The organism is Idiomarina loihiensis L2TR (genome assembly GCF_000008465.1).
In the GTDB taxonomy this organism is placed as follows: Bacteria; Pseudomonadota; Gammaproteobacteria; order Enterobacterales; family Alteromonadaceae; genus Idiomarina; species Idiomarina loihiensis.
In genome coordinates, this window is sequence record NC_006512.1 from 89,448 (window position 1) to 109,722 (window position 20,275).

Genomic DNA, 20,275 nt, shown 5'->3' on the forward strand with positions numbered 1-20,275 from the left:
CGTGCGTTCATCGTTTTTCTATGTAGCACGGGTATTCAGAAAAAAGGAGCAGCTTATGCACATTGATCTGAACGGAAAACACGCCATTATTACTGGCTCTACAGCCGGTATTGGCTTTGCAATTGCCGAAGGGCTCGCCAAGGCTGGTGCTAATGTTGTGATCACCGGGCGTACTCAACAGCGGGTTGATGAAGCCATCGCCAAGATTAAAAAAGCGGCTCCTGATGCTGGCATTGAAGGTGTCGCAGCCGATCTTGGAACCGCGGAAGGTTGTAAAACTCTGACTGAACAGCAACCAGACACTGATATTTTGGTTAATAATGTCGGTATTTTCGGACCTGAGGACTTCTTTGAGGTGGATGATGATACCTGGCAGCAATTTTTCGATGTGAACGTGATGAGTGCGGTGAGACTCTCGCGCCATTATGCGAAAGGCATGAAGGAGCGTGACTGGGGGCGTATTCAGTTTATATCCAGTGAATCGGGCATTAATATTCCTAGTGAAATGGTGCATTACGGCATGACAAAATCAGCGCTGTTGTCCATTTCCCGGGGGTTGGCGAAAGTACTTAGCGGCACTCAAGTGACAGTTAACGCCATACTGCCCGGACCCACACGCTCAGAAGGCGTGCTTAATATGCTTAAAGACATGGCTGAGGAAGAGGGCGTTTCACAGGAAACAATAGAGTCCCGCTTTGTTCAGGAGAACCGGCCTTCGTCCATTATTCAGCGCTTAGCAACGCCTGAAGAGGTTGCTAATATGAGTGTTTACGTGGCATCGCCGCAGGCCAGCGCCACTACCGGCGCAGCGCTGCGAGTCGAAGGCGGTATTGTCGATACCTTAACTTAGCCTTTAGGCCGCGTTGTTATAGGCGCGACGGCGCCGACGAAAGCGACTTAAGCGAGCTGGCTGAGCATCCGAGAATGTGTATTTCATCAGCGACAGCTCGCCGTCATGGTTTTCAAACAGAGCCGTGCAATTTTCCACCCAGTCACCGGTATTGGCGTACAGTAAGCCGTCAGACTCAACCAATTCTGGGTGATGAATGTGTCCGCATACAATACCGTCTAAACCACGCTTTTTAGTTTCGCGGAATGAGGCCGCCCGATAGCGGCCAATGACTTCTTCGGCTTTACCAATTTGGCTTTTCACGTAGGCCGACAATGACCAGTAATTGTGGCCAAACAGGTTGCGAATGCGGTTTGTTGTTCGGTTAAGCCACAGTAAGAAGTCATAAAGATGGTCGCCAACAAACGACAGCCAGCGGCTATGGCAGGTTTCGGCATCAAACGCGTCGCCGTGCATTACCAGCAAACGTTTGTTGTCAGCGGTAGTATGAATAGCCTGACGTTGAATGCGAATACTGGCCACATCTGGATGGCGATATTTACGCATAACTTCGTCATGGTTGCCGGGAATGTAGATAACCTCGACACCGTTACGTGCCATTGCCAGTATTTGCTGAAGTACCTTATGATGCTGATCCGGCCAAAATATCTGCCGTTTCATTGCCCAAAAGTCGACAATGTCGCCAACCAGATACAACCGCTCAATATCAACGCGTTTGAGCAGGTGAAGCAGAAATTCGGCTTTGCAATCTTTAGAGCCAAGGTGTACGTCGGAAATAAACAAAGTTCGGGCGTTCAAGCGAGCCTGAGGCATAACGATCTCCCACTGTGGGTTTCGTCCATACTCCTCTGCTTAAATGAACCGCCGTTGACAGTTCATTTAAGCTTTTGTGACATCGGCAGACTATTTGCGACAAGATCAGCTTTATTATGAATGGCATAAAGTCAGGAAGCATTGTGCACCGGCTCAGGCATTAACCAGGCATAATCTTTAAAACGCTCATAGAGCCTGATACTCCGATCTAGCGTGCTTGTTCTACTTTTTGCCATGACGTCCCTGTCTATTGGGTAATGCGAATATGAAACCCGAAAACCATAAACCGGACAAGCATCTTTACAGTAATCATACATGAGAACCAAGGGGCGCTTGATTCCCCGACGACTTTTGACCATGCTTATTTTAATTAAGTTACTGAGTAACGGTAAAAACTTGGAGGTTTAAATGGATAACAAAGACGCATTTGAGAAAAAGCACGAAGCAAAAATAGAAGAAATGAAAGCTGAGATTGACCGCTTAAAAGCGAAAGCAAAGCAGTCGGAAGCGGAGTCTGAAATTAAGTATGAAGAAAAAATTAGTGAACTTGAAGCGTTAAGAAATGATGCAGAAACTAAGCTGGAAGAAGTTAAGAAATCCAGCAAAGACGCATGGTCTGACGTTAGTAAGGGACTTGAGTCGGCAACAGAGTCTTTATCAACGGCGCTGAAATCGGCCAGTCAGCAATTTAAAAAATAAAGGGTTTAGGGGTGGCTACTTGCTGGCTGTTAGCCACCCTGCAAAAAATGCTGCGGCAAGTGCCCCGGCAATAATAGCGATAAACCATGCAGCTCCAGCCCGCTTTCCTAAATTAATTGTCCAGCCAAGCATTGGATAAAATTTCGGCACCCAGCTGCGCGTATCTTTCTTGCTAAAGTATATGCCGAGCCACAAAGGCCGTGACCAGTTGCTTTCGTCATGCCATTCCTGAGAATTGATTTCTTCTTGAGTCATAAAGGCCTCCTAAGAACAAATAGTAGTCGATTTTTCCGGGAAATCACGGGGTGAGTTGATATCTCCCGCAACTCAATGTAATTTTCAGTCCATTCTCACTAATCTGAAGCCATTATGTCCTCTTTGTTAAACTGGATGAAAACTCTGGGCACGATACCTCTAGCCCTTTGCGTTCTTTTCGTTGTATTTCTGCCTTCAATTTTATTCGCGGCATTTATTGTCTGGATTTTCGACTTGCTGTTTTTAGACCTGGCATGGATGTCCTGGTCAACTTTTTGGTGGATACTGGGCGTTTGGGTTGTGACCATGATCATTGCGTTAGCTGGTCAAGCCGACAAGATTCTGTTTGGTACGCCGAAGTAGTCTAATCTTTAGGAACATAATATTCTCGCGATTGATACAAAATAGACGGCAACATAGCGAATGCTCTTATTTTTTTTAACTGCTCGGGGCTTAGCGGATCCTCTATCGGCTCTTGCTTATCGACTTCCGGGATATAGCGATAATGCTCAGTTGGCTTATTTACCCTAAGAACGGTTAAAGTCTCACCTTCCAACCATCCGTAGTTGTCGCCAAACTGCATCATTGCCCGGTTTCCGGGAGCTTTATCTGTGCGGCTTAAATCCTGCCCTACTGTTGGCAAATAGGCGGAAACACCTGCTAAAGAGAGTAATGTGGGAGCTAAATCAATTTGGCTTGCTGTCGACTTAATGGTTCGGGGTTCAAGATCTGCACCTAAAATCAGTCCTGGTATGTGGAATTTATTGACAGGGATTAAGTCGTCACCGTAAACCCGGGTATCATGATCGGCCACGACCAAAAATAAGGTGTTATCCCAGTAGTTACTTTGTCTGGCTTTTCTAAAGAACTCTCCGAGTGCGTAATCCGCATATTTAACCGCATTATTCACGGTATTTTTAGGCTCCTCATGAAGCTTTATAGTGTTATCGGGGAACTTAAACGGTTCGTGATTAGAGGAGCTAAAAGCCAGGGTGAAGGTGGGGTGTTTAGCTGTGTTGACTACTAATCGCTGATGTAGTTTATTAAATAAATCTTCATCGCTAACACCCCAGCTCCCAGTAAAATTCGGTGTTTTGTAATCATCTTGATCGATAATCGATTGAAAGCCATTACCGACAAAAAAGTTGGCCATATTGTCAAAGTGAGCCTGGCCGCCGTAGATAAACTCGGTGAAATAACCCTGCCGGGATAAAACATCGGCAAGTGTAAAAAACTGACGCTGTGAGTTTGAAAGTTTCACGGTGCTTCGTGCTCTAGTCGGTAAAAAACCTGAAACAACAGCCTCTATACCGCGTACTGAACGGGTTCCTGTTGCGTAAAGCCGCTCAAACCACCAGCCATCTGATTTCAGTCGCTCCAGATTAGGTGTTACCGGTACGCCACCAAGTGATTCGACAAATGTCGCACCCAGGCTTTCTTCTAAAATAATGACAATATTAAGAGGTTTTTCTCTTTTCCGTGTCGCAGGCTGAAAGTGTACTGTGGGGTAATCTTTGTAAGGAAACTCATATTCTTTAAGGTGAGTGTTCTGCTTAACTGTTGTTAAAACTTCATCGGTTTTCATATCACCGTATATAAGATTTGCTTTTGATTCGTGTTTTAAATTGTAAAGTGCATACTCTAAGGTATAAGTGGAATTCAGAATCAATGAATTGACCATGGCATCAGAGGTAACCGCGAAAAATGCTGGGTTAGCCGGGCGATGCGCTAGTGTTGAACGGATGCCGAGTACTACCATCACTAGAAGAAGAGGGTAAACACCCAACAAATACCGACGGCGCATTGGTTCTGGTTGAAATCGTTGAGCAATAATACGGGCTATGCGCTTTAAAATGTATATGGTTAGTAAAGTAGAAGCCGCACCTATCATTAACCAAGTTTTGAATCCGTTCCATAGTGTGGAAAATACTTCGGCGGGATACTCTAGGTATTCAAAGAATAAGCGGTTGGGTCTAGTGTCGTACTGAGCCAAAAAAGCCGGTGTTGAAATCTCCATGAACCATAAAATGATGAAGCATAATGTAAACCACAGTAAAGCAGCACGATACCAGAGACTCTGGACTCGATATCGGTTCATAAAAGGAATAAAAAGTGGGAACGCAAGAAATGGGATGATAATAAAATAGCTTACTTGCATAAGATCGGCTCGTAAGCCCAGAATGAAAAACTCTCCTAACCCTATAGCTTCGCTGACACGGTTGCTGTACAGAGAGAAGTGAAGAAAGCGGAATCCACTAAGCAGAGCGAGCGCAGAAACAAAGAAAAGAAATATTGGCCGCAATAATTCTGCAATTGGTAAAATTGGTTTGATCATAAATATTGTACTAGTTCTTTGTTGCTGCTTAATAAAAGGCAAACTAGCAGCGCATTCTTAAGTAAGCCTTAAGAAACATTTAATAAGTTATTTAAAGATGTTGATGGCTAAGAGGGCGATAGAATGAAACCGGGAAAGAAAGGCTTAGAACGAATTTGGTACGCAACTTTCAATTCGCTGCGAGGCCTGAAAAGTGCGTGGCAGTACGAGGCGGCCTTTCGACAGGAAGCACTAATGTGTTTGATTTTGGTACCTGTCGCTTTTTACGTTGAAGCATCGTTGGCTGAGCGGCTGCTATTGCTTGCAAGTCTTTTTATTCTGCTCATTACTGAGCTTCTTAATTCGGCGGTAGAAGCCGTTGTTGACCGTGTTGGGGCAGAGTTCCACGAGCTTAGTGGAAGGTCGAAAGACTTAGCCTCTGCAGCGGTATTTTTTGCCCTACTGTTTATGCTCGTGGTCTGGGTTAGCATTCTGTTTTTTTGATTTATTGGGTATGTTCAGGAACTTTCTACAAACTAACGCTCCACTATTCCTTAATAGCCCTTAAGGTTCTCTTAAGTAAACGCTCATACAGTAGCAGCATGAATGATTCTGTCAGCGATGTCCGCTGGAAAAGGAGTAATCGTCATGCGCTACCAATGGGTTACAACAACACAGGCTAACCGGTCGTCGGTTGAGGCTTTTATCTGTGAACGCTACTGGCTCAATTTTAATGCCTGCCTTAGTCAACTGCCCGAGGTGCTGCTAGCCCTGTACGAAAACGACACTCTGGTTGCGGCATGTGGTATTCAGTTTGCCGAACAAAAGCCGTTGTTTTCAGAGTTCTATCTCGATAAGCCATTGCAACAATACTCTGTTGGCAACAAGCCGATGCCAGCGCTTGAAAATATAGCTGAAGTCGGTTCAATGGCCGCTCTGGCACCGCCTTATTTACCTTTGCTGTTTCAGGCGGTTATCGATTCTCTCTTGTCGAGAGGAATAACCGCTGTTGTCTTCACTGCAACCCGGGCTCTGCAAAAGTATTTCGCGAGACAAGGCATAGAATTAACCCTTCTAGCCGAAGCTAAGAAAAACGCTTTGCCCGAGTCTGTCCGCGATATATGGGGCAATTACTATGAGCACACACCGCTTGTGCTGGGTGGTTGGCTGAGCCAGGGGCATGCGTTATTCACTAAGCAACGCCCTGCGTCTGTTTTCAGGTCGACAGTAGGGGCTGCGTCATGCCTGTAACTGAGTTTTTTGACCAACTGCAAGCGCACGCAAAAAGTAATCCAAATCAGCTCTCTGTAAGTGACGAGCAAACGGCTATTACTTACCACACGTTACTTAGTCGGGTGGCCGCCCGACGCGACTATTACCTGCAACAGCCAGACCCTGTTGTTCTTATCGACAAACCCAACTCCATTGATTGGGTTATAGATGACCTGGCGCTGCTGTGGGCGGGCAAAGTCAGTGTCCCGGTACCACCATTTTTTACTGAACAGCAGAAGCAGCATTTGGTTCAGCAAACCTTGTCGTCGCCGCAATTGCCGTCGATGACAGCTAAAATCACCTATACTTCAGGAACAACCGGTGAACCTAAAGGAGTTTGTCTTGCTGCCGCGTCTCAGATGGAAACAGTGAAAGCACTGGCGGAGCGTCTGGGAGCGGTGAAGGTTAAGCGGCATATGGTACTGATGCCGCTTGCTGTATTGCTGGAAAATATTGCCGGGGTGTATCTATCGCTTTGGCTAGGTAATGAAGTGGTTCTGGTTGGTTCAGAAACTCTGGGGCTGAAAGGATCATCATCACTCTGTGCAGAGTCTTTTTTTGCTGCGCTACGGCTCTACCAACCGGATAGCCTAATTCTAACGCCTGCACTGTTGGCGGCTATTGTATCGGGTGTTGAGCAAGGTTTGTTAGATAGTCAGCAGTTCAAGTTGTTAGCGATAGGAGGCGCAAAATTACCCCTGCCGTTGGAGTCAAAAGCATTGGCATTAGGCCTGCCGCTGGTTCACGGCTATGGATTGTCAGAGTTTTGTTCTGTTGTCGCATTGAACTCACCCGACCGTCCGGTTGTCGCTTCGGTTGGCAAACCGCTACCTCATGCACAGGTGACTATTGATGAGGGCGAAGTTGTGGTCTCCGGCAACTGCATGCTGGGTTACCTGGGTGAGCCAGACTCCTGGTATCCGAAAAGGATAAGAACTGGCGACCTTGGCTCATGGGATGCTGAGGGCAACCTGCGCATTGGCGGGCGTATTAAGAATATTATTATTACGGCGTTTGGGCGCAATGTTGACCCTGAGTGGCCAGAAGCCCTGTTGAGCCTGCAGCCCAACATCCGACAAGCGGCCATTTGGGGCTCGGAAGAGTTACCCATTACCGCGCTGCTATATTCTCCTGAAAACATCGACTCTGTTGCCGCTCGTGTTAAAGCGGTTAATCAGCAGCTTCCTGACTACGCGCAAATCGAGCGGTATTTTCTTATCACTGAACCTTTTTCTCAGGCCAACCAACAGTTGACCGGAACCGGACGTCTTCGTCGTCAGCAAATTGCTAACGACTATTCCGAGCTATTAACGCTATAGAGGTATTTTATGTCCTTTTTTAACACTTTATGTGAGCAGACCCAGACAGAACAGCAGTATTTGCTGAGCGCAAGACCTATTCAACAGGCATTGCAGGGCGATATTTCATTGCCTCGTTATCAGGCTTTTTTAAGTCAGGCTTACCATCATGTAAAGCATACGGTTCCATTGCTGATGCGCTGTGGCAGCCGCCTGTCGCTAAACGATGAGTGGTTACGCAAAGCGGTTATTGAATACATTGGCGAAGAATATGGTCATGAGCGCTGGATACTCAACGACCTCGATGCCGCTGGCGGCGATGTGGATATGGTGCAGAACTCAGAGCCACATACACCGACACAGGCCATGGTGTCTTTGGTTTATAACGCGATAGACAATGTGCATCCTACGGCGTTCTTTGGCATGGCACACGTACTGGAAGGAACCAGCGTGAAGCTGGCAACGGCCGCCGCACATAAAATCCAGAGCACACTTGGCTTGCCGGAGTCAGCTTTTAGTTATTTGCTGTCCCACGGAGACCTGGATCAGGATCACGTTCAGTTTTTTGAGCAACTGATGAACCGAGTTGAAGACGCCGACGCGCAGCGCGCCATTATTCAAACCGCTAAACACGTTTATCGCTTGTATGGTGATATGTTCAGAGCTTTGCCGGAGCTTGCGGGTGAACAACCGGAAGCGAGTGTATGAGCAAAATAAACTGGAAATCACAAAGCATAGTACTGACGGGCGCATGCGGAGGGCTAGGTATTCAACTTGCCGAGCTGCTTAGTGCTAAAGGAGCAAAACTTTTATTATTAGGACGCTCAGAGCCCGAGCTAACTGCACTTGCCGCGCATTTGCAGCAGGACTGTTTTGTGTTGGATCTCTGTGCGTCCGATGCAATAAGCCATTTGCACCAGTTTATTGAGCAGAAAAACCTGCGCATTACCGGTCTTATCAATAATGCAGCAACCACACATGAAGGACTGCTTGAAGACGCAACCTCTGAGGACATTCAGCGTGTTATCGACACCAACCTAACCGTGCCCGTGGCTCTTATTCATAGGCTACTGCCTCGACTAAGAGCAAATCATGGCTGGGTCATGAATATTGGCTCTGTATTTGGCGCCATTGGTTTTCCGGGGCAGGCACTTTATTGCGCCAGCAAGTTTGGCCTACGAGGGTTTAGTGAGGCGCTGCAGCGAGAGTTGCAACCAGAGGACGTACGAGTGCTTTACTGCGCCCCCAGAGCAATACAGACGCAACTCAATAACGGCGTTATCAGTCGTTTAAACCAGCAGTTGAAAACCTCGGCTGATGCGCCGGAATGGGTTGCGCAACAAATCGTTCATCAAATTGAGCAACAACAACCACTGAAAACCCTGGGCTGGCCGGAAAAGTTATTTGCCCGGCTTAACGGGCTGTTACCGGAACTGGTTAACCGCAGTATGAAAAAGCCACGAATTTTATTACACCAATTGATCAAGGAAAAATCGCTATGAAACCAATAACTGTATTAGTTACCTCAATGGCGTTAGCTGTAACGCTTTACCTGTCGCCGGTTGCTGCAGAAGAAGTCAGCCAGTTGCTGAGCGTTCAGCAACGCTGGGCTGAAGTGAATTATAAGATCGAGGGCGACGAGCAGCTAAAAGCGTTTGAAGAACTGTCGGCGCAAGCTGAAAAATGGGTTGAGCAAGAGCCCGATAACGCCGAAGCGCATATTTGGCTGGGTATTATTAAAAGTACTCAGGCAGGTGCTGAAGGTGGATTGAGTGCGCTGGGTTTGGCAAAAGACGCGAGAAAATCTCTGCAAAGAGCATTGCAGCTTGACCCTCAAGCTTTGCAGGGTTCTGCTTATGCAAGTCTCGGTACGCTATATTACAAAGTTCCCGGCTGGCCGTTTGGTTTTGGTGACGACGACAAAGCCAGTGAATTATTGCAACGCGCATTGGAAATAAACCCCAACGGTATTGACCCTAACTACTTTTACGCCGACTATCTGTATGAACAGGGCAAGTACTCAGATGCAAGAAAATACGCAGAGCACGCGCTGAGCGCTGAAGTGCGGGAACAAAGACCATTAGCTGATGCGGAGCGACGCAAAGAGGTTCAGGCGTTACTGAAAAAGATTCATCACGAGCTGAAGAGGTAATTGGCCGCATGGAGTTGTTACTGGTTGAAGATGATGCGATGTTAGGACAGGCTGTGGAACTCGGCTTGTCCGAGCGTCAGTTCCTGGTTCAGCGGGTACGCACGGGAGCGGCGGCTATTAGCGAGTTAAACCGAACTCACTACGATGCTGTTGTTCTGGATTTGGGGTTGCCGGATTTAGACGGAACCCGCGTTTTGGCCAGCCTCAGAAAAAAGGGTATGACGTTGCCTGTATTGGTTCTGACAGCGCGAGATCAATCCAGTGAAATTGTAAAGCAGCTGGATAACGGCGCTGACGACTATATGATCAAACCGTTCGATATGAACGAACTGGCTGCCCGTCTGCGCGCGCTGGTTCGTCGCCAGCGCGGCTATGCTTCCCCGGAGTTAAAAGTGGGTGATATTGTTTTGGACGACGCTAACCATAGCGTTGTTGTTGAAGGGCTGGCTGTTAACCTCTCCCGACGCGAATTTGAGCTACTGAAAGCATTAATGTCCGCACCGGAACGTGTGCACAGCCGTGACAAGCTCGAGCAGGTTGTGTTTCAGAATGAAGCTCAGGTAGAGAGTAACGCGCTGGAGGTTCATGTGCATAATTTACGTAAAAAGCTGGGCCATAAAGAGTGGATTCAGACTATTCGCGGTATTGGTTACCGACTGCAATGCAATTAGTTAAGCGTGTAAGGCACAAGCTAAACTCTATTCGTAGGCGTATTCTTGTCGCTGTATCTCTTTTGTACCTTGTCAGTTCAACCTTGTCAGCAGTATGGATTTACTTTGAAGTGAGCCATGAGGTTGATGAACTCTTTGATGCGGAAATGCTGCAGCAGGCAAAAACCTTATCTGCATTTATGTCCGTGAATTCCGAGCGCTTGCCTGAAGCCGGGGTGATCATTGAATCAATCGGTGCGCACAACTATGAAGATAAGCTGTCTTATAGGATAGAAAACACTGAAGAGCTGCTTCTTATGCAAACTGAAGGCGCCCCGGATGCCAGTGCTTTTGAGTTTATCCCGGGTTTTTCAGTTAAGAGAGTGAAAGACGAACTTTGGCATGCATTTGGCTTAGAGAACGCAACTGGACAGCGAATACTAATGTTGCAGGAAGACGGCTTTCGTTCTGAACTTAGAATGGATTTAACCGTCGATACAGTTATTCCGATATTACTGATTTTACCTTTTATGCTTTGGTTGGGATGGTGGACCATCAACCGGAACTTCTCCAGCTTTAATCGCTTGGCTGGTGAGTTAAGGCGTAAACGTGCTGACGACTACACCAACTTTGTTGAAGATAACGACAGAGAGGAAGTTGCATTAGTAAAACGTTCTTTAAATCACTACATAAATCGTATAGAGCAAACGTTTTTACGTGAGAAGCGTTTTTCCGCAGATGCAGCTCATGAGCTTAGAACTCCTTTGGCCAGTTTGAAGGCTCAGATTCAGAGTCGACTTGGGAGCGCTACCTCAGAGCAGCAGAATGAGCTTCAGCCTCTGCTAGACAGTACCGAACGGTTGGTTAAATTGGTTGAAAGCTTATTGCAGTTGTCTAAAGCTGAGCTGCCACCTGAACAGCTAAAGCAAGTGAATGTTGCCAGTGTTCTCAGGCAGGTACTTGCCGACCAGTACGTCGCTGCGGAATCGAAGGGGCTGAGCTACCATGCACAACTTCCTACTGTGTTTCAGCAAACAAGTGATGAAAGTTACCTCTATCTTTTGTTTGCTAACGCACTGGATAACGCAATTAAGTATGCGGTTCCGGGCTCTCATATCGGAATCGAAGTCACCGAAAACCAGATATTTGTTTGTAACCGCGTCGCTGCAGACCATGTTATTGATATTGACCGAATTACCGAGCGGTTTTATCGCGGAAAACAGCTAGATGTTGAGGGCTCCGGACTGGGTCTGAGTATTGTGAGGAATTTGGCCGAGCAACTCGGCGTTCAGATTAACTTTCGACATATCGATGATGAGTTCTGTTTTATTGTAACTTTTGATACGGATCAATAAGCGGCTGTATTCCCGGCGTTGAGCGCATAAGCTTAATATTTCCTTAAGGTAGTGTGCCTATACTCAAGTCATTAAACACCTTTTGGAGTTGTTATGGATATTCGATATTCGGGTTTGTCGCGAATAAACCACTGGTTCAGCGTGATCTTTGTGGTTGTCATGCTGACTCTGGGTTATATGATGTTTTTTGCAAATGACAGAGCCTCTGGCTCATACGCCGAAGCCGCCCATATTGGCGTTGGATTTTTTGCCTTCTGGTTTTTGCTCTGGCGCACAATCTACCGTTTAAAAATGGGTTTCCCTGCGCACAAAAAACAAGATAGGCGCCACGAATTTGCCCGAGTTGTTCACTATTTGATTCTACTCGGGCTGACACTATTGATTATTACCGGTCCCTTGTATTTGTTTACCGAAAATGAAGGACTGGCGGTGTTTGACTGGTTTACCGTTAATCTTGATCTCACTGCTCTCAGTATTGTTCACGAACCGGCGGAAGAAGTGCATAAAATTACCGGCCTTTACGTACTGCCGGTTTTGCTTGTTGTGCATATTGCGGGTGCTGTTGTTACCTACTTGTCAGATGAGGGAGCAGCCCGATCATAAAGCTGAATTGGAAATAAATAGCGCAGATTGCTGCTGGCGCAGCTCTTCCGGGACAATACCCAGCCAGCGTTTGCAGGCGCGTCGAAAGTTGTTGGGGTTACTGTACCCCAGCTTCTGCGCAAGCTCGACATTGCTGTAGGGGTGTTTTTGCAGCAGGTTCAGCAGTTTGTGTAGACGCACCAGGTCATATATTTGCTGAAAGCTGTAGCCATGACTGGCCAGCAGACGTTTGCACGAGGAAAGGCTAATGCCAATTTCAGCCGCCAACTCGGTTAGCGAGGCGTCATGGCCCGTTTCGAGCTGATAATCCAGCCACTTAAAAACGCTTAGCATGACAGAAGCTCGCGCCTGTGTCTGATGCTGCATCTGACAAAAGCTAAGTGCCTGATGATATTGGGCTAAGTTGCGCTCAGGCGAATGTTCCTGAAGCTGTTCCGCCGGAATAGAGAGTCCACAAATAGGGCGTGAACTCACCTTTTTTACCCATTTTTTCCAGGTGGGTAAGGGCGAAATATCATCAGGCAGAGCAACATGCCACTGGTTAATAGCTAAGCCTCGAGCTCTGCCCAGCATTAAAAGTATTGCTACACCAATTTTGCAATTGGCAGAATAGCAGAGTTGATTCATTTTCCCTGACAGCCCCTCAACCGGAATAAAGTCCAGTTGTAAGTCGTTGGGTAGGGGTAAATAAAAAGGGCTGTAGCAGGCTTTGAAAGCGCGACAAATGAATAAGCGCCTGCTTTAGTGTTTTTGCGTGAACGGTCAGGTCAATCAGTGGGTTAAGTCTGTCACTGAACAGTGTTTCTACAACCAATTGCCATAAGTGCGGGTCGTTAATTTTTTCTTCAGCAGACGCCAGTAACAACAGCATTTCATGATCGGTGAGCCGAAAGTTGTTTATCTGCAGTTTTTGTTCAGATAATGAGGTGCCCCTGAAAAGCTCCGAAGAGGAAATGCCGCGCCTCTCGGCAAGCGGCAGCAGCGCTCGTATAAAGGGTTTACCAAGCAAACGGCGTTGGTCGTTAGTTGGCCAGAGGCGCATAGTGAGTCATCTCCTCAACTTGCGTGTGTAATGCGGTGATTGCATCAACAGCCGAGAGTTCTTCAACGCGGTGAGTATGCACTTCCACACTCATGTAATTGGGTAACTCAAGTTCGGAGTTTAGGTTCTGAGCTATAACCTTCATTAACCTGTCCGCCTGAGACAAGCGAGTTTGCGGAAGCAGTATTAAGAAATGGTCACTGTGTTCCCGACACAGACAGTCCTGAGGCCTTAGCAGTAACACCATTAACTCGCTGGCCTGATGCAGGAGTTCGTCTCCGGCTTTTGTACCCATTTCATGATTATACTGGGCGAAGTTTTTGAAATTAACGCTAACCAATACAGTCGACTCTGCATCAGTACTGTTTTGTAACGCTATTTCCCGTTCAACCAGCTTGATAAAATAAGGGGTGGTGTATAGCGAGGTTAAAGGGTCGACCCACTGGTGAGACCGAAGGTTCTTTTCGCGTACCATAAGTTGTCGCGACAGCATTTTGTTTTCACGCCGCCATTCAGCTGCGGCAAAACTAATGATAATAAGCCCCACCGGAAGCGGAAAGGACTCCAGCCAGCTTAATAACCGCAGGGCATCGGGATAGCGAAAAAATTCATCTAGTACGTCCAGCGTCATGGAAAAAATAAGTAATAGACCACCGCTGTAAAAGAGGTTGGTTACATTACCCCGAGGCCGGTCAGTAACCATAAATATGACAATTAAAATGGTCAGGAACAGGGTCGAGCCCTCACCAAGAATGTCCAGCGGATCAACGATTTCATAGGGTTTAACGACACCCAGTTGACTGCTAAGCAGCAAACAAAGCAGAACCACTACGGCAATGAGCAGAACTCGCCAGTTGCTGATATAGCGTAAATTAATCAATTGCATTGAAGTCTCCGCATATCTCGGCATTAGAACAAAGACACTTTAACCTCCGGTTGTGACAGTTTGGTGACGCCGGTTTCGCTTTCTGAGCTTAACTGACCCGCATCAAAAGAGCTCATAAGCGGGCGATATGCATCCTCATATTGTCACTTTTTGCTTTTAAGGTATGTCGCATCAATCAAAAAACGACAGGGTTTGAATGATTATGAAAAAGACATATTTAGCTTGGCTTATTGCCGTTTCATGTGGTGCTACATCCCCACTTATGGCTCAGGAAACGCAGGACCAGAGCGCAGATAAAACAGCCGAAGAAAAGCGCATTGAAGAAGTGCTTACTATTGGCTACAGCGACTCAATAAAACGTGCAGTGCAAGAGCAGCGAGAGTCCAGCGGTATTATCAATGTTCTGAAGAAAGATGACATGGGTAAGCTGCAGGACGACAGCGTTAGTGATGCGTTGCAGCGCATTCCTGGTCTATCTGTAGAACGCGACCAGGGTGAAGGACGCTTTATTCGCATTCGTGGTTTAGCCCCCGATTTAAACTCGGTTTCATACAATGGCACCTCGCTGGCCGCTCCTGAAGCCGGACGCCGAGCCGTGGCGCTAGATGTTATTCCGGCGGATTTGCTGGAATCGGTTGTGGTTAATAAAACCCTGACGCCGGATATCTCAGCAGGCAGCCTTGGCGGTAATATTGAACTGCAAAGCATGACGGCCTTTGACCGTGAGGGCTCGTTCTACTCTTTTACTGCTGATGTTGGTTATAACGAGCAGGCCAGCGAAACGAACCCAAAAGTTTCGGGTGTTGTCAGCAACACCTTTGATGTCGGCGATAAAGCGGACAGTTTTGGTATCGCCTTTGCCGGTAGTTATCAGGATCGCTCATTTACTACCGACAACGTTGAAACCGGCGGAAACTGGGACTTGGATGAACCGGGCCTGGAAGAGTTTGAGCAACGCGCCTATTCGGTTACCCGTGAGCGAACCGGCTTAGCCTTAAACCTGGACTATCGTCCTTCCGATGATTCTGAATTCTACCTGCGCTCGCTGTACAGTGAGTTTGCGGATACCGAAATTCGTCAGGGTATTGTGACTGAATTTTCTGATCCAATTGGCGCAGAAGCTAGTGCTGGCGGCGAAATTGTTCGTGAGCTTAAAGACCGTAAAGAAACCCAGGAAATTACAGCGATTGTGCTGGGCACTAAGCAGAAATTTGATGACTGGCATGTCACTTTGGAGGCAGGTACCAGTAAAGCCAGCGAAGATCAGCCTTTTGCTATTGGTGGAGCCAAGTTTACGCAGGAATTTGACGAAGGCCTGGGCTACTCAGGTCTGAAACGCTTGCAACTGAACGCGCCAGATACTGCATATCAGGCGTCAGAATATGAAATTGATGAAGTGGAAGTGAGTGACGCCTACACCGAAGAGACTGAAAAGAACGTTAAGCTGGATGTGGCTTATGACTGGTTACAACCCAGCTATCAGGTTACTTTTAAAGGCGGTGTTAAGTTAAGCCAACGCGAAAATTCCGCAGAAGAAAACATCTTTATTATGAAAGACTTTGCTGACTTGGGTGTTACCGGATTAACGCTTGCTGACTACGAAACGTCGTCAAATGTTGAGTATGGCCTGGACAGATTTGGCCCCGGCGCTTCCGCCGGCAAACTTTGGGACATGATTAATACCTTCGAGTTACAAAACTTCCGGGATGAAGTTGAATCGAGAATCGCCTCTTACGAAATTGATGAAGACATCAGTGCCGGTTACCTGATGGCCGACATGGGCTTCGGTAAGTGGCAGGTTATTGCTGGCGCGCGGTATGAACATGAGGAGCGCGAAGGACGCGGTAACCGTTATGACGACGAACTGGAAACCTTTACACCAGTTTCGGATAAATTCAGCGATGCAAACTGGCTTCCTAGTGTGGTGACGCGCTACGACTTAAGTAATGACACTATTATTCGTGCGGCATACAGCACCGGCCTTGTCAGACCTAACTTTGAACAGGTTAGATCCAGCTATTACCTGGAAAATGACGATGGCGACCTGAAAGCTGAATTCGGTAACCCGGATCTTGAACCATTAACCACGCAGAACCTCGATTTTGGTATTGAGCATTACGATGAAACCTTGGGTGTTATTTCCGCCATGGCCTTTTACAAAGACATTAAAAACTTTGTCTATGAAGCCGATGTTGCCGGTCGCCCGGGTTACGAAAACTTCGATGAAGCCGTCACTTATATCAACGGTGATGACGCTTACGTCTACGGTTTAGAAGTCAACTTTGTGCATCAGGTGTCTGGTTTTAATAACTGGCTGGATAACTTCTTAATCAATACCAACCTGACTTTCACTGACTCGGAAGCAACGGTTGACTGGATTGACGATGGTCAGCTTGTGTCACGCGACATTACGCTGCCGAGCCAGTCTGATACCACAGCAAACTTTGCGCTTGGCTACGAAGTTTATGATGTCAGCTTACGTTTGGCAGCGAACTATAAGTCAAAGTATCTGGCTGAGCTTGGTGACGTTGAAGACAGCCGTTATGACATTTATGAAGACGACAATCTGACTCTGGACTTTTCCGCGAAATGGCTCATTAACGACCATGTCAGCCTGAGCTTTGCGGCCAACAACATTACCGATGAACCCTACTATGTTTACACCGGCCAGAAGCGATACAACGCGCAGTACGAAAGCTATGGCCGCAGCTTCACTCTGGGTGTGCAGCTAATTAACTGGTAACACGGAATAACGGTATTTAAAGGATAACCATGAGAAATAAAATGATTTTAAGCGCGGTAGCATCAAGTTTGATGCTACTTGCCGCTTGCGGTACGTCAGCGACAGAGACCAATGTTCGTCATAAAGTCGCACTGAATAATGACTACCTGAAAGTCACTGCTGACGGACTCAGTCTGGGTGATAAACGCGTTGCCGAAGGCGATTTTTTCCACCTGCGAACTCTGCCGTTAAGTAATGGTGAAACCCTGATTGGCGCAATGGAAGGCAACACTCAGGAGCTTGTTCTCTGGCGTGCCAGCGGCAAAGCTATACAGCCGGTGTGGAAGGGCGAAATTACCAGCCGCGTGGTAGAGGATATCTGCTTTTACGAGAGCTACGAAAACCAGCAGCTGTCTGTATTCCTGCTTGGCGGCCGTGGCGGTGCAGAACAGCGATTGTTAAAGCAGGACGAAAAGTGGCTAAAAGAGCCGCTGGTTATCCGTAATATGAACGTACCTTTTGACAGCACGGCTTGTGTTGTATCGAATGCGGAACAAAAGCTGTATGTTGCCGAAGCGGATCAGGCTGTGTGGGCGTATAACGCAGAGCCGGAAGTTGATCAGGGGCGCGACTTAATTGCGGCAGCCAAACCTTTTGGTGTTATTGAAGGCGAAGTGAAAGCGCTGGAGCTGCTTGATGACGGCAGTTTGCTGGTGCTTGAAGAAGAACCGCCGCGGTTGCTGGTGTATCGTCAGAATGAGCAGGGTTTTAAGTTTGATAAAGCCTTTGCAATTGACGACGCTGAAGCTTTAACCGATGTGTCTGATTTAGGAAATGGCGAGCTATTGCTGACAGAAGAAGACATGACCGCAACGAGCAAGCTGACAATTGATACTCTGGAGTCAAAACAGCGTTCGGTTAAAAAGCCGGTGTCTCAGGTTGAGGCAACACTGCAGACTGAACCCTCACCGTTACGCGGAGATGCAATTGATGATCCTGCTGTTTGGGTACATCCGGAAGCCCCTGAGAAAAGCCGCATTATGGCTACGGACAAGCGCACGGGTCTCTATGTTTATGACATGTCCGGTAACATTGTTCAGGAATTCCCAGTGGGCCGCCTGAATAATGTCGATGTTCGGGGCTCCTGGGCAGTCGCTTCTTTGCGTGACAACAACAGCCTGCAATTGTTTGATATTAGCGCAGACGGAGAGCTTTCGGTTGGTACCAATGCGCTTACCGATATTGACGAAATTTACGGTCTTTGCATGGGCTACAATGAGTCGACAGAACAGACCTCCGTTTATGTAAACGGCAAATCCGGCGTTATTCAGCAGTTTGTTATAAGCAACGACGGCAAGATGGAAAAAGTTAGAGAGTTAAGCGTTCCTTCTCAGCCTGAAGGTTGTGTTGTCGATGATAAAACGCAACGTTTATTCGTTGGTGAAGAGGACGTTGCAGTATGGTTATTTGATGCTGCAGCGGATGGTTCAACCTCCGGTGAAGCCATTATTAATGTTGACCAACATGAAGAGCTGGTTGACGACATTGAAGGCGTGACTTTCGCCCGGGTCAATGGCAGAGACTTATTGTTTGTGTCCAGTCAGGGCAACGACAGTTACATTGTGTTTGAAGGGCAGGCGCCCTGGTCGTTGCTTTCGCATTTTCGTATTCGCACCAATACCGAGTTAGCTATTGATGGCGCATCAGAAACCGATGGCATTGACGTAACAACTCGGTCTCTGGGTAAAGGGTTTGAGCAAGGCGCGTTTATGGTTCAGGACGGACGTAACCGCATGCCGGAAGCGGGTCAGAACCTTAAACTGGTGCCGTTAGAGAATATTCTTAAAACCATTAAGTAAGTAGTTACTTCTTACACACTTACTGACAAAGCCGTCCGGTAGTTAACGCTGCCGGGCGGCTTTTGTTCTTACGGCCTGAAGTTGCAGCTTTCTGGCTACATAAAAGCGAGTGCATTGTCTAGACTTAGTGCAAAGACACCAAATAGAGGAAAGCTATGACAGGTACTGAGCGACAAGATCTTGGACTGTTCACAGATTTGTATCAGCTCACAATGCTCGATGCGTATTTGCAGGAAGGCATGCAAGACGACGCCGTTTTTACGTTGTTCGTCCGGCGGCTTCCGAATGAGCGGAAATTTCTGTTGGCTGCGGGGTTAGATCCCTTGCTTGAAACCATTGAAAACCTGTCGTTCAGCGATGACGATTTGCGCTACCTAAAAGAGCAAAACTTCTCTCAACAGCTTATCGATTATCTTCGTGATTTTGAGTTTACCGGGCAGGTCAGAGCGCTTCCTGAAGGTACGGTATTCTTTGAAAATGAACCCATTGTCGAGATTAAAGCGCCGCTGCCACAGGCACAGCTTATTGAAACTCTGGTGATGAATCAGATACACCTGCAAACCTTATTGGCCTCAAAGGGGGCGCGAGTTGCCCATGCGGCAGAAAAGCGGCCGGTTCTGGATTTTGGTGCACGCAGGGTGCATGGCATTGATGCGGGCAAAAAAGGCAGCCGGGCACTGTATTTAAGCGGTATTGCTGCCACTTCAAATATGCTGGCTGCGCGAACTTACGGTTTACCTGTAGCTGGCACTATGGCGCACAGCTATATTCAGGCTCACGATTCGGAATATCAGGCGTTAAAGAATTTTACCCAGGTTTTTCCGGAAACCGTCCTACTGGTAGACACCATCGATACCTTAAAAGGTGTAGAAAAAGTCATTCAGTTGGCCAATGAGCTGGGCGATGACTTTAAAGTAAAAGGCATTCGGCTTGACTCCGGTGATTTAGGTGATCTTGCTGTTAAAGCCAGAAAGCTGCTGGACGAACATAACCTTCACCATTTAGAGATTATTGCCAGCGGCGGTCTGGACGAACATAAAATTGCGCAGTTAATAGCTGATAGAGCACCTATCGATGGTTTTGGTGTCGGCACCGGCATGGGGGTCTCCGACGATGCAGCGGCACTTGATATGGCCTACAAACTGGTTGAATACGCGGGCAAGGGGCGTTTGAAGCTTTCCAGTGGCAAGCCTGTTTTGCCGGGCGAAAAGCAAGTTTTTCGCGAGTCTGGAGACAACTTCCGTCGCGACACTATTGCTCGTGCAGAAGAGCAGTTACCCGGCGAACCATTGCTGAAAAAAGTGATGCAAAGCGGCAAAAGGTTGCCTTCTCACCAGCGCGACATTGAAGAAATTCGACAGTACGCGCAGCAACAGTTAAATAAATTACCCGAGTACGTCTCCTCGATAAGCAGCAAGGAGAAGTCTTATCCGATCGAGATAAGCGATAAACTAGCGAGCTACCAGAAAGAAATAACCGAACACCTTAAACAAGAGGGTTAGCCC

21 protein-coding genes are annotated in these 20,275 nt (G+C 47.3%); 15 read left to right on the forward strand and 6 right to left on the reverse strand.

Annotated elements, in window-relative coordinates; genetic code table 11:
- The first annotated feature begins 55 nt into the window (after positions 1-55).
- Positions 56-850 carry an SDR family NAD(P)-dependent oxidoreductase gene (locus tag IL_RS00425; protein WP_011233346.1) on the forward strand — a complete coding sequence of 265 codons (795 nt, stop codon included), beginning with the start codon at positions 56-58 and terminating at the stop codon, positions 848-850.
- A 3-nt stretch (positions 851-853) separates the two neighbouring features.
- On the opposite strand, the gene IL_RS00430 is transcribed toward IL_RS00425, so the two are convergent.
- Positions 854-1,663 (reverse strand): UDP-2,3-diacylglucosamine diphosphatase, encoded by an 810-nt coding sequence (locus tag IL_RS00430; RefSeq protein WP_011233347.1) that lies wholly within the window; start codon positions 1,661-1,663, stop codon positions 854-856.
- 408 nt (positions 1,664-2,071) lie between these two features.
- Here IL_RS00430 and IL_RS00435 point away from each other — a divergent pair, with 408 nt between their 5' ends.
- Positions 2,072-2,362: a hypothetical protein gene (locus tag IL_RS00435; RefSeq protein ID WP_011233348.1), complete on the forward strand. Its 291-nt coding sequence runs from the start codon at positions 2,072-2,074 to the stop codon at positions 2,360-2,362.
- 15 nt (positions 2,363-2,377) lie between these two features.
- Here IL_RS00435 and IL_RS00440 read toward each other — a convergent pair whose 3' ends face one another.
- Positions 2,378-2,617, reverse strand: coding sequence for a hypothetical protein (locus tag IL_RS00440; RefSeq protein WP_011233349.1), 240 nt, complete (start codon positions 2,615-2,617; stop codon positions 2,378-2,380).
- Positions 2,618-2,731: 114 nt separating this feature from the next.
- Here IL_RS00440 and IL_RS00445 point away from each other — a divergent pair, with 114 nt between their 5' ends.
- Positions 2,732-2,980 carry a hypothetical protein gene (locus IL_RS00445; protein ID WP_011233350.1) on the forward strand — a complete coding sequence of 83 codons (249 nt, stop codon included), beginning with the start codon at positions 2,732-2,734 and terminating at the stop codon, positions 2,978-2,980.
- Position 2,981: 1 nt separating this feature from the next.
- Here IL_RS00445 and IL_RS00450 read toward each other — a convergent pair whose 3' ends face one another.
- Entirely contained in the window at positions 2,982-4,994 is a 2,013-nt protein-coding gene (locus IL_RS00450; protein ID WP_231378604.1) for an LTA synthase family protein, read from the reverse strand.
- An 81-nt stretch (positions 4,995-5,075) separates the two neighbouring features.
- On the opposite strand from IL_RS00450, the gene IL_RS00455 reads away from it, so the two are divergent.
- The 9 genes from IL_RS00455 to IL_RS00495 all read left to right on the forward strand — a co-directional run bounded on the left by IL_RS00455 (position 5,076) and on the right by IL_RS00495 (position 12,261).
- A complete protein-coding gene (locus IL_RS00455; RefSeq protein WP_011233352.1) occupies positions 5,076-5,435 on the forward strand; it encodes a diacylglycerol kinase in 360 nt (119 codons plus the stop codon).
- Positions 5,436-5,579: 144 nt separating this feature from the next.
- The gene (locus IL_RS00460) at positions 5,580-6,182 is read left to right on the forward strand and encodes a thermostable hemolysin (protein ID WP_011233353.1); all 603 of its coding nucleotides are present in this window, start codon (positions 5,580-5,582) and stop codon (positions 6,180-6,182) included.
- Positions 6,173-7,522, forward strand: a complete 1,350-nt coding sequence (locus IL_RS00465) for an AMP-binding protein (protein ID WP_011233354.1) — start codon at positions 6,173-6,175, stop codon at positions 7,520-7,522. The genes IL_RS00460 and IL_RS00465 overlap by 10 nt, the downstream gene beginning before the upstream one ends.
- Positions 7,523-7,531: 9 nt before the next feature.
- Positions 7,532-8,209: a TenA family transcriptional regulator gene (locus tag IL_RS00470; protein WP_011233355.1), complete on the forward strand. Its 678-nt coding sequence runs from the start codon at positions 7,532-7,534 to the stop codon at positions 8,207-8,209.
- A complete protein-coding gene (locus tag IL_RS00475) occupies positions 8,206-9,003 on the forward strand; it encodes an SDR family oxidoreductase (RefSeq protein WP_011233356.1) in 798 nt (265 codons plus the stop codon). The genes IL_RS00470 and IL_RS00475 overlap by 4 nt, the downstream gene beginning before the upstream one ends.
- Positions 9,000-9,653, forward strand: coding sequence for a tetratricopeptide repeat protein (locus tag IL_RS00480; protein ID WP_011233357.1), 654 nt, complete (start codon positions 9,000-9,002; stop codon positions 9,651-9,653). The genes IL_RS00475 and IL_RS00480 overlap by 4 nt, the downstream gene beginning before the upstream one ends.
- Positions 9,654-9,661: 8 nt before the next feature.
- Positions 9,662-10,324, forward strand: a complete 663-nt coding sequence (locus IL_RS00485; RefSeq protein ID WP_011233358.1) for a response regulator — start codon at positions 9,662-9,664, stop codon at positions 10,322-10,324.
- Positions 10,315-11,658 (forward strand): histidine kinase dimerization/phospho-acceptor domain-containing protein, encoded by a 1,344-nt coding sequence (locus tag IL_RS00490; RefSeq protein WP_231378605.1) that lies wholly within the window; start codon positions 10,315-10,317, stop codon positions 11,656-11,658. The genes IL_RS00485 and IL_RS00490 overlap by 10 nt, the downstream gene beginning before the upstream one ends.
- 93 nt (positions 11,659-11,751) lie before the next feature.
- Positions 11,752-12,261: a cytochrome b gene (locus tag IL_RS00495; protein WP_011233360.1), complete on the forward strand. Its 510-nt coding sequence runs from the start codon at positions 11,752-11,754 to the stop codon at positions 12,259-12,261.
- Here the strand turns inward: IL_RS00495 and IL_RS00500 are convergent.
- The 3 genes from IL_RS00500 to IL_RS00510 are packed head-to-tail and all read right to left on the reverse strand — an operon-like array spanning position 12,256 to position 14,189.
- On the reverse strand, positions 12,256-12,888 hold the full coding sequence (locus IL_RS00500; protein WP_016341247.1) for a helix-turn-helix transcriptional regulator: 633 nt from the start codon (positions 12,886-12,888) through the stop codon (positions 12,256-12,258). The genes IL_RS00495 and IL_RS00500 overlap by 6 nt on opposite strands.
- 16 nt (positions 12,889-12,904) lie before the next feature.
- Entirely contained in the window at positions 12,905-13,303 is a 399-nt protein-coding gene (locus tag IL_RS00505; RefSeq protein WP_011233362.1) for an AraC family transcriptional regulator ligand-binding domain-containing protein, read from the reverse strand.
- Entirely contained in the window at positions 13,284-14,189 is a 906-nt protein-coding gene (locus IL_RS00510) for a GGDEF domain-containing protein (protein WP_011233363.1), read from the reverse strand. Before IL_RS00510 ends, IL_RS00505 begins: the two co-directional genes overlap by 20 nt.
- A 202-nt stretch (positions 14,190-14,391) precedes the next feature.
- Between IL_RS00510 and IL_RS00515 the strand changes: the two genes are divergently transcribed.
- The 3 genes from IL_RS00515 to IL_RS00525 all read left to right on the forward strand — a co-directional run bounded on the left by IL_RS00515 (position 14,392) and on the right by IL_RS00525 (position 20,272).
- Complete coding sequence (locus tag IL_RS00515; protein ID WP_231378606.1) at positions 14,392-16,932, forward strand: TonB-dependent receptor; 2,541 nt, start codon at positions 14,392-14,394, stop codon at positions 16,930-16,932.
- Between the two features lie 29 nt (positions 16,933-16,961).
- Positions 16,962-18,770: a phytase gene (locus IL_RS00520; protein ID WP_016341248.1), complete on the forward strand. Its 1,809-nt coding sequence runs from the start codon at positions 16,962-16,964 to the stop codon at positions 18,768-18,770.
- A 155-nt stretch (positions 18,771-18,925) separates the two neighbouring features.
- On the forward strand, positions 18,926-20,272 hold the full coding sequence (locus IL_RS00525) for a nicotinate phosphoribosyltransferase (RefSeq protein ID WP_011233366.1): 1,347 nt from the start codon (positions 18,926-18,928) through the stop codon (positions 20,270-20,272).
- The last annotated feature ends 3 nt before the right edge of the window (positions 20,273-20,275 follow it).

Coding starts and splice junctions, on each gene's coding strand:
- IL_RS00425 (WP_011233346.1), top strand. CDS start 56: ATGCACATTGATCTGAACGGAAAACACGCCATTATTACTGGCTCTACA.
- IL_RS00430 (WP_011233347.1), bottom strand. CDS start 1,663: ATGCCTCAGGCTCGCTTGAACGCCCGAACTTTGTTTATTTCCGACGTA.
- IL_RS00435 (WP_011233348.1), top strand. CDS start 2,072: ATGGATAACAAAGACGCATTTGAGAAAAAGCACGAAGCAAAAATAGAA.
- IL_RS00440 (WP_011233349.1), bottom strand. CDS start 2,617: ATGACTCAAGAAGAAATCAATTCTCAGGAATGGCATGACGAAAGCAAC.
- IL_RS00445 (WP_011233350.1), top strand. CDS start 2,732: ATGTCCTCTTTGTTAAACTGGATGAAAACTCTGGGCACGATACCTCTA.
- IL_RS00455 (WP_011233352.1), top strand. CDS start 5,076: ATGAAACCGGGAAAGAAAGGCTTAGAACGAATTTGGTACGCAACTTTC.
- IL_RS00460 (WP_011233353.1), top strand. CDS start 5,580: ATGCGCTACCAATGGGTTACAACAACACAGGCTAACCGGTCGTCGGTT.
- IL_RS00465 (WP_011233354.1), top strand. CDS start 6,173: ATGCCTGTAACTGAGTTTTTTGACCAACTGCAAGCGCACGCAAAAAGT.
- IL_RS00470 (WP_011233355.1), top strand. CDS start 7,532: ATGTCCTTTTTTAACACTTTATGTGAGCAGACCCAGACAGAACAGCAG.
- IL_RS00475 (WP_011233356.1), top strand. CDS start 8,206: ATGAGCAAAATAAACTGGAAATCACAAAGCATAGTACTGACGGGCGCA.
- IL_RS00480 (WP_011233357.1), top strand. CDS start 9,000: ATGAAACCAATAACTGTATTAGTTACCTCAATGGCGTTAGCTGTAACG.
- IL_RS00485 (WP_011233358.1), top strand. CDS start 9,662: ATGGAGTTGTTACTGGTTGAAGATGATGCGATGTTAGGACAGGCTGTG.
- IL_RS00490 (WP_231378605.1), top strand. CDS start 10,315: ATGCAATTAGTTAAGCGTGTAAGGCACAAGCTAAACTCTATTCGTAGG.
- IL_RS00495 (WP_011233360.1), top strand. CDS start 11,752: ATGGATATTCGATATTCGGGTTTGTCGCGAATAAACCACTGGTTCAGC.
- IL_RS00500 (WP_016341247.1), bottom strand. CDS start 12,888: ATGAATCAACTCTGCTATTCTGCCAATTGCAAAATTGGTGTAGCAATA.
- IL_RS00505 (WP_011233362.1), bottom strand. CDS start 13,303: ATGCGCCTCTGGCCAACTAACGACCAACGCCGTTTGCTTGGTAAACCC.
- IL_RS00510 (WP_011233363.1), bottom strand. CDS start 14,189: ATGCAATTGATTAATTTACGCTATATCAGCAACTGGCGAGTTCTGCTC.
- IL_RS00515 (WP_231378606.1), top strand. CDS start 14,392: ATGAAAAAGACATATTTAGCTTGGCTTATTGCCGTTTCATGTGGTGCT.
- IL_RS00520 (WP_016341248.1), top strand. CDS start 16,962: ATGAGAAATAAAATGATTTTAAGCGCGGTAGCATCAAGTTTGATGCTA.
- IL_RS00525 (WP_011233366.1), top strand. CDS start 18,926: ATGACAGGTACTGAGCGACAAGATCTTGGACTGTTCACAGATTTGTAT.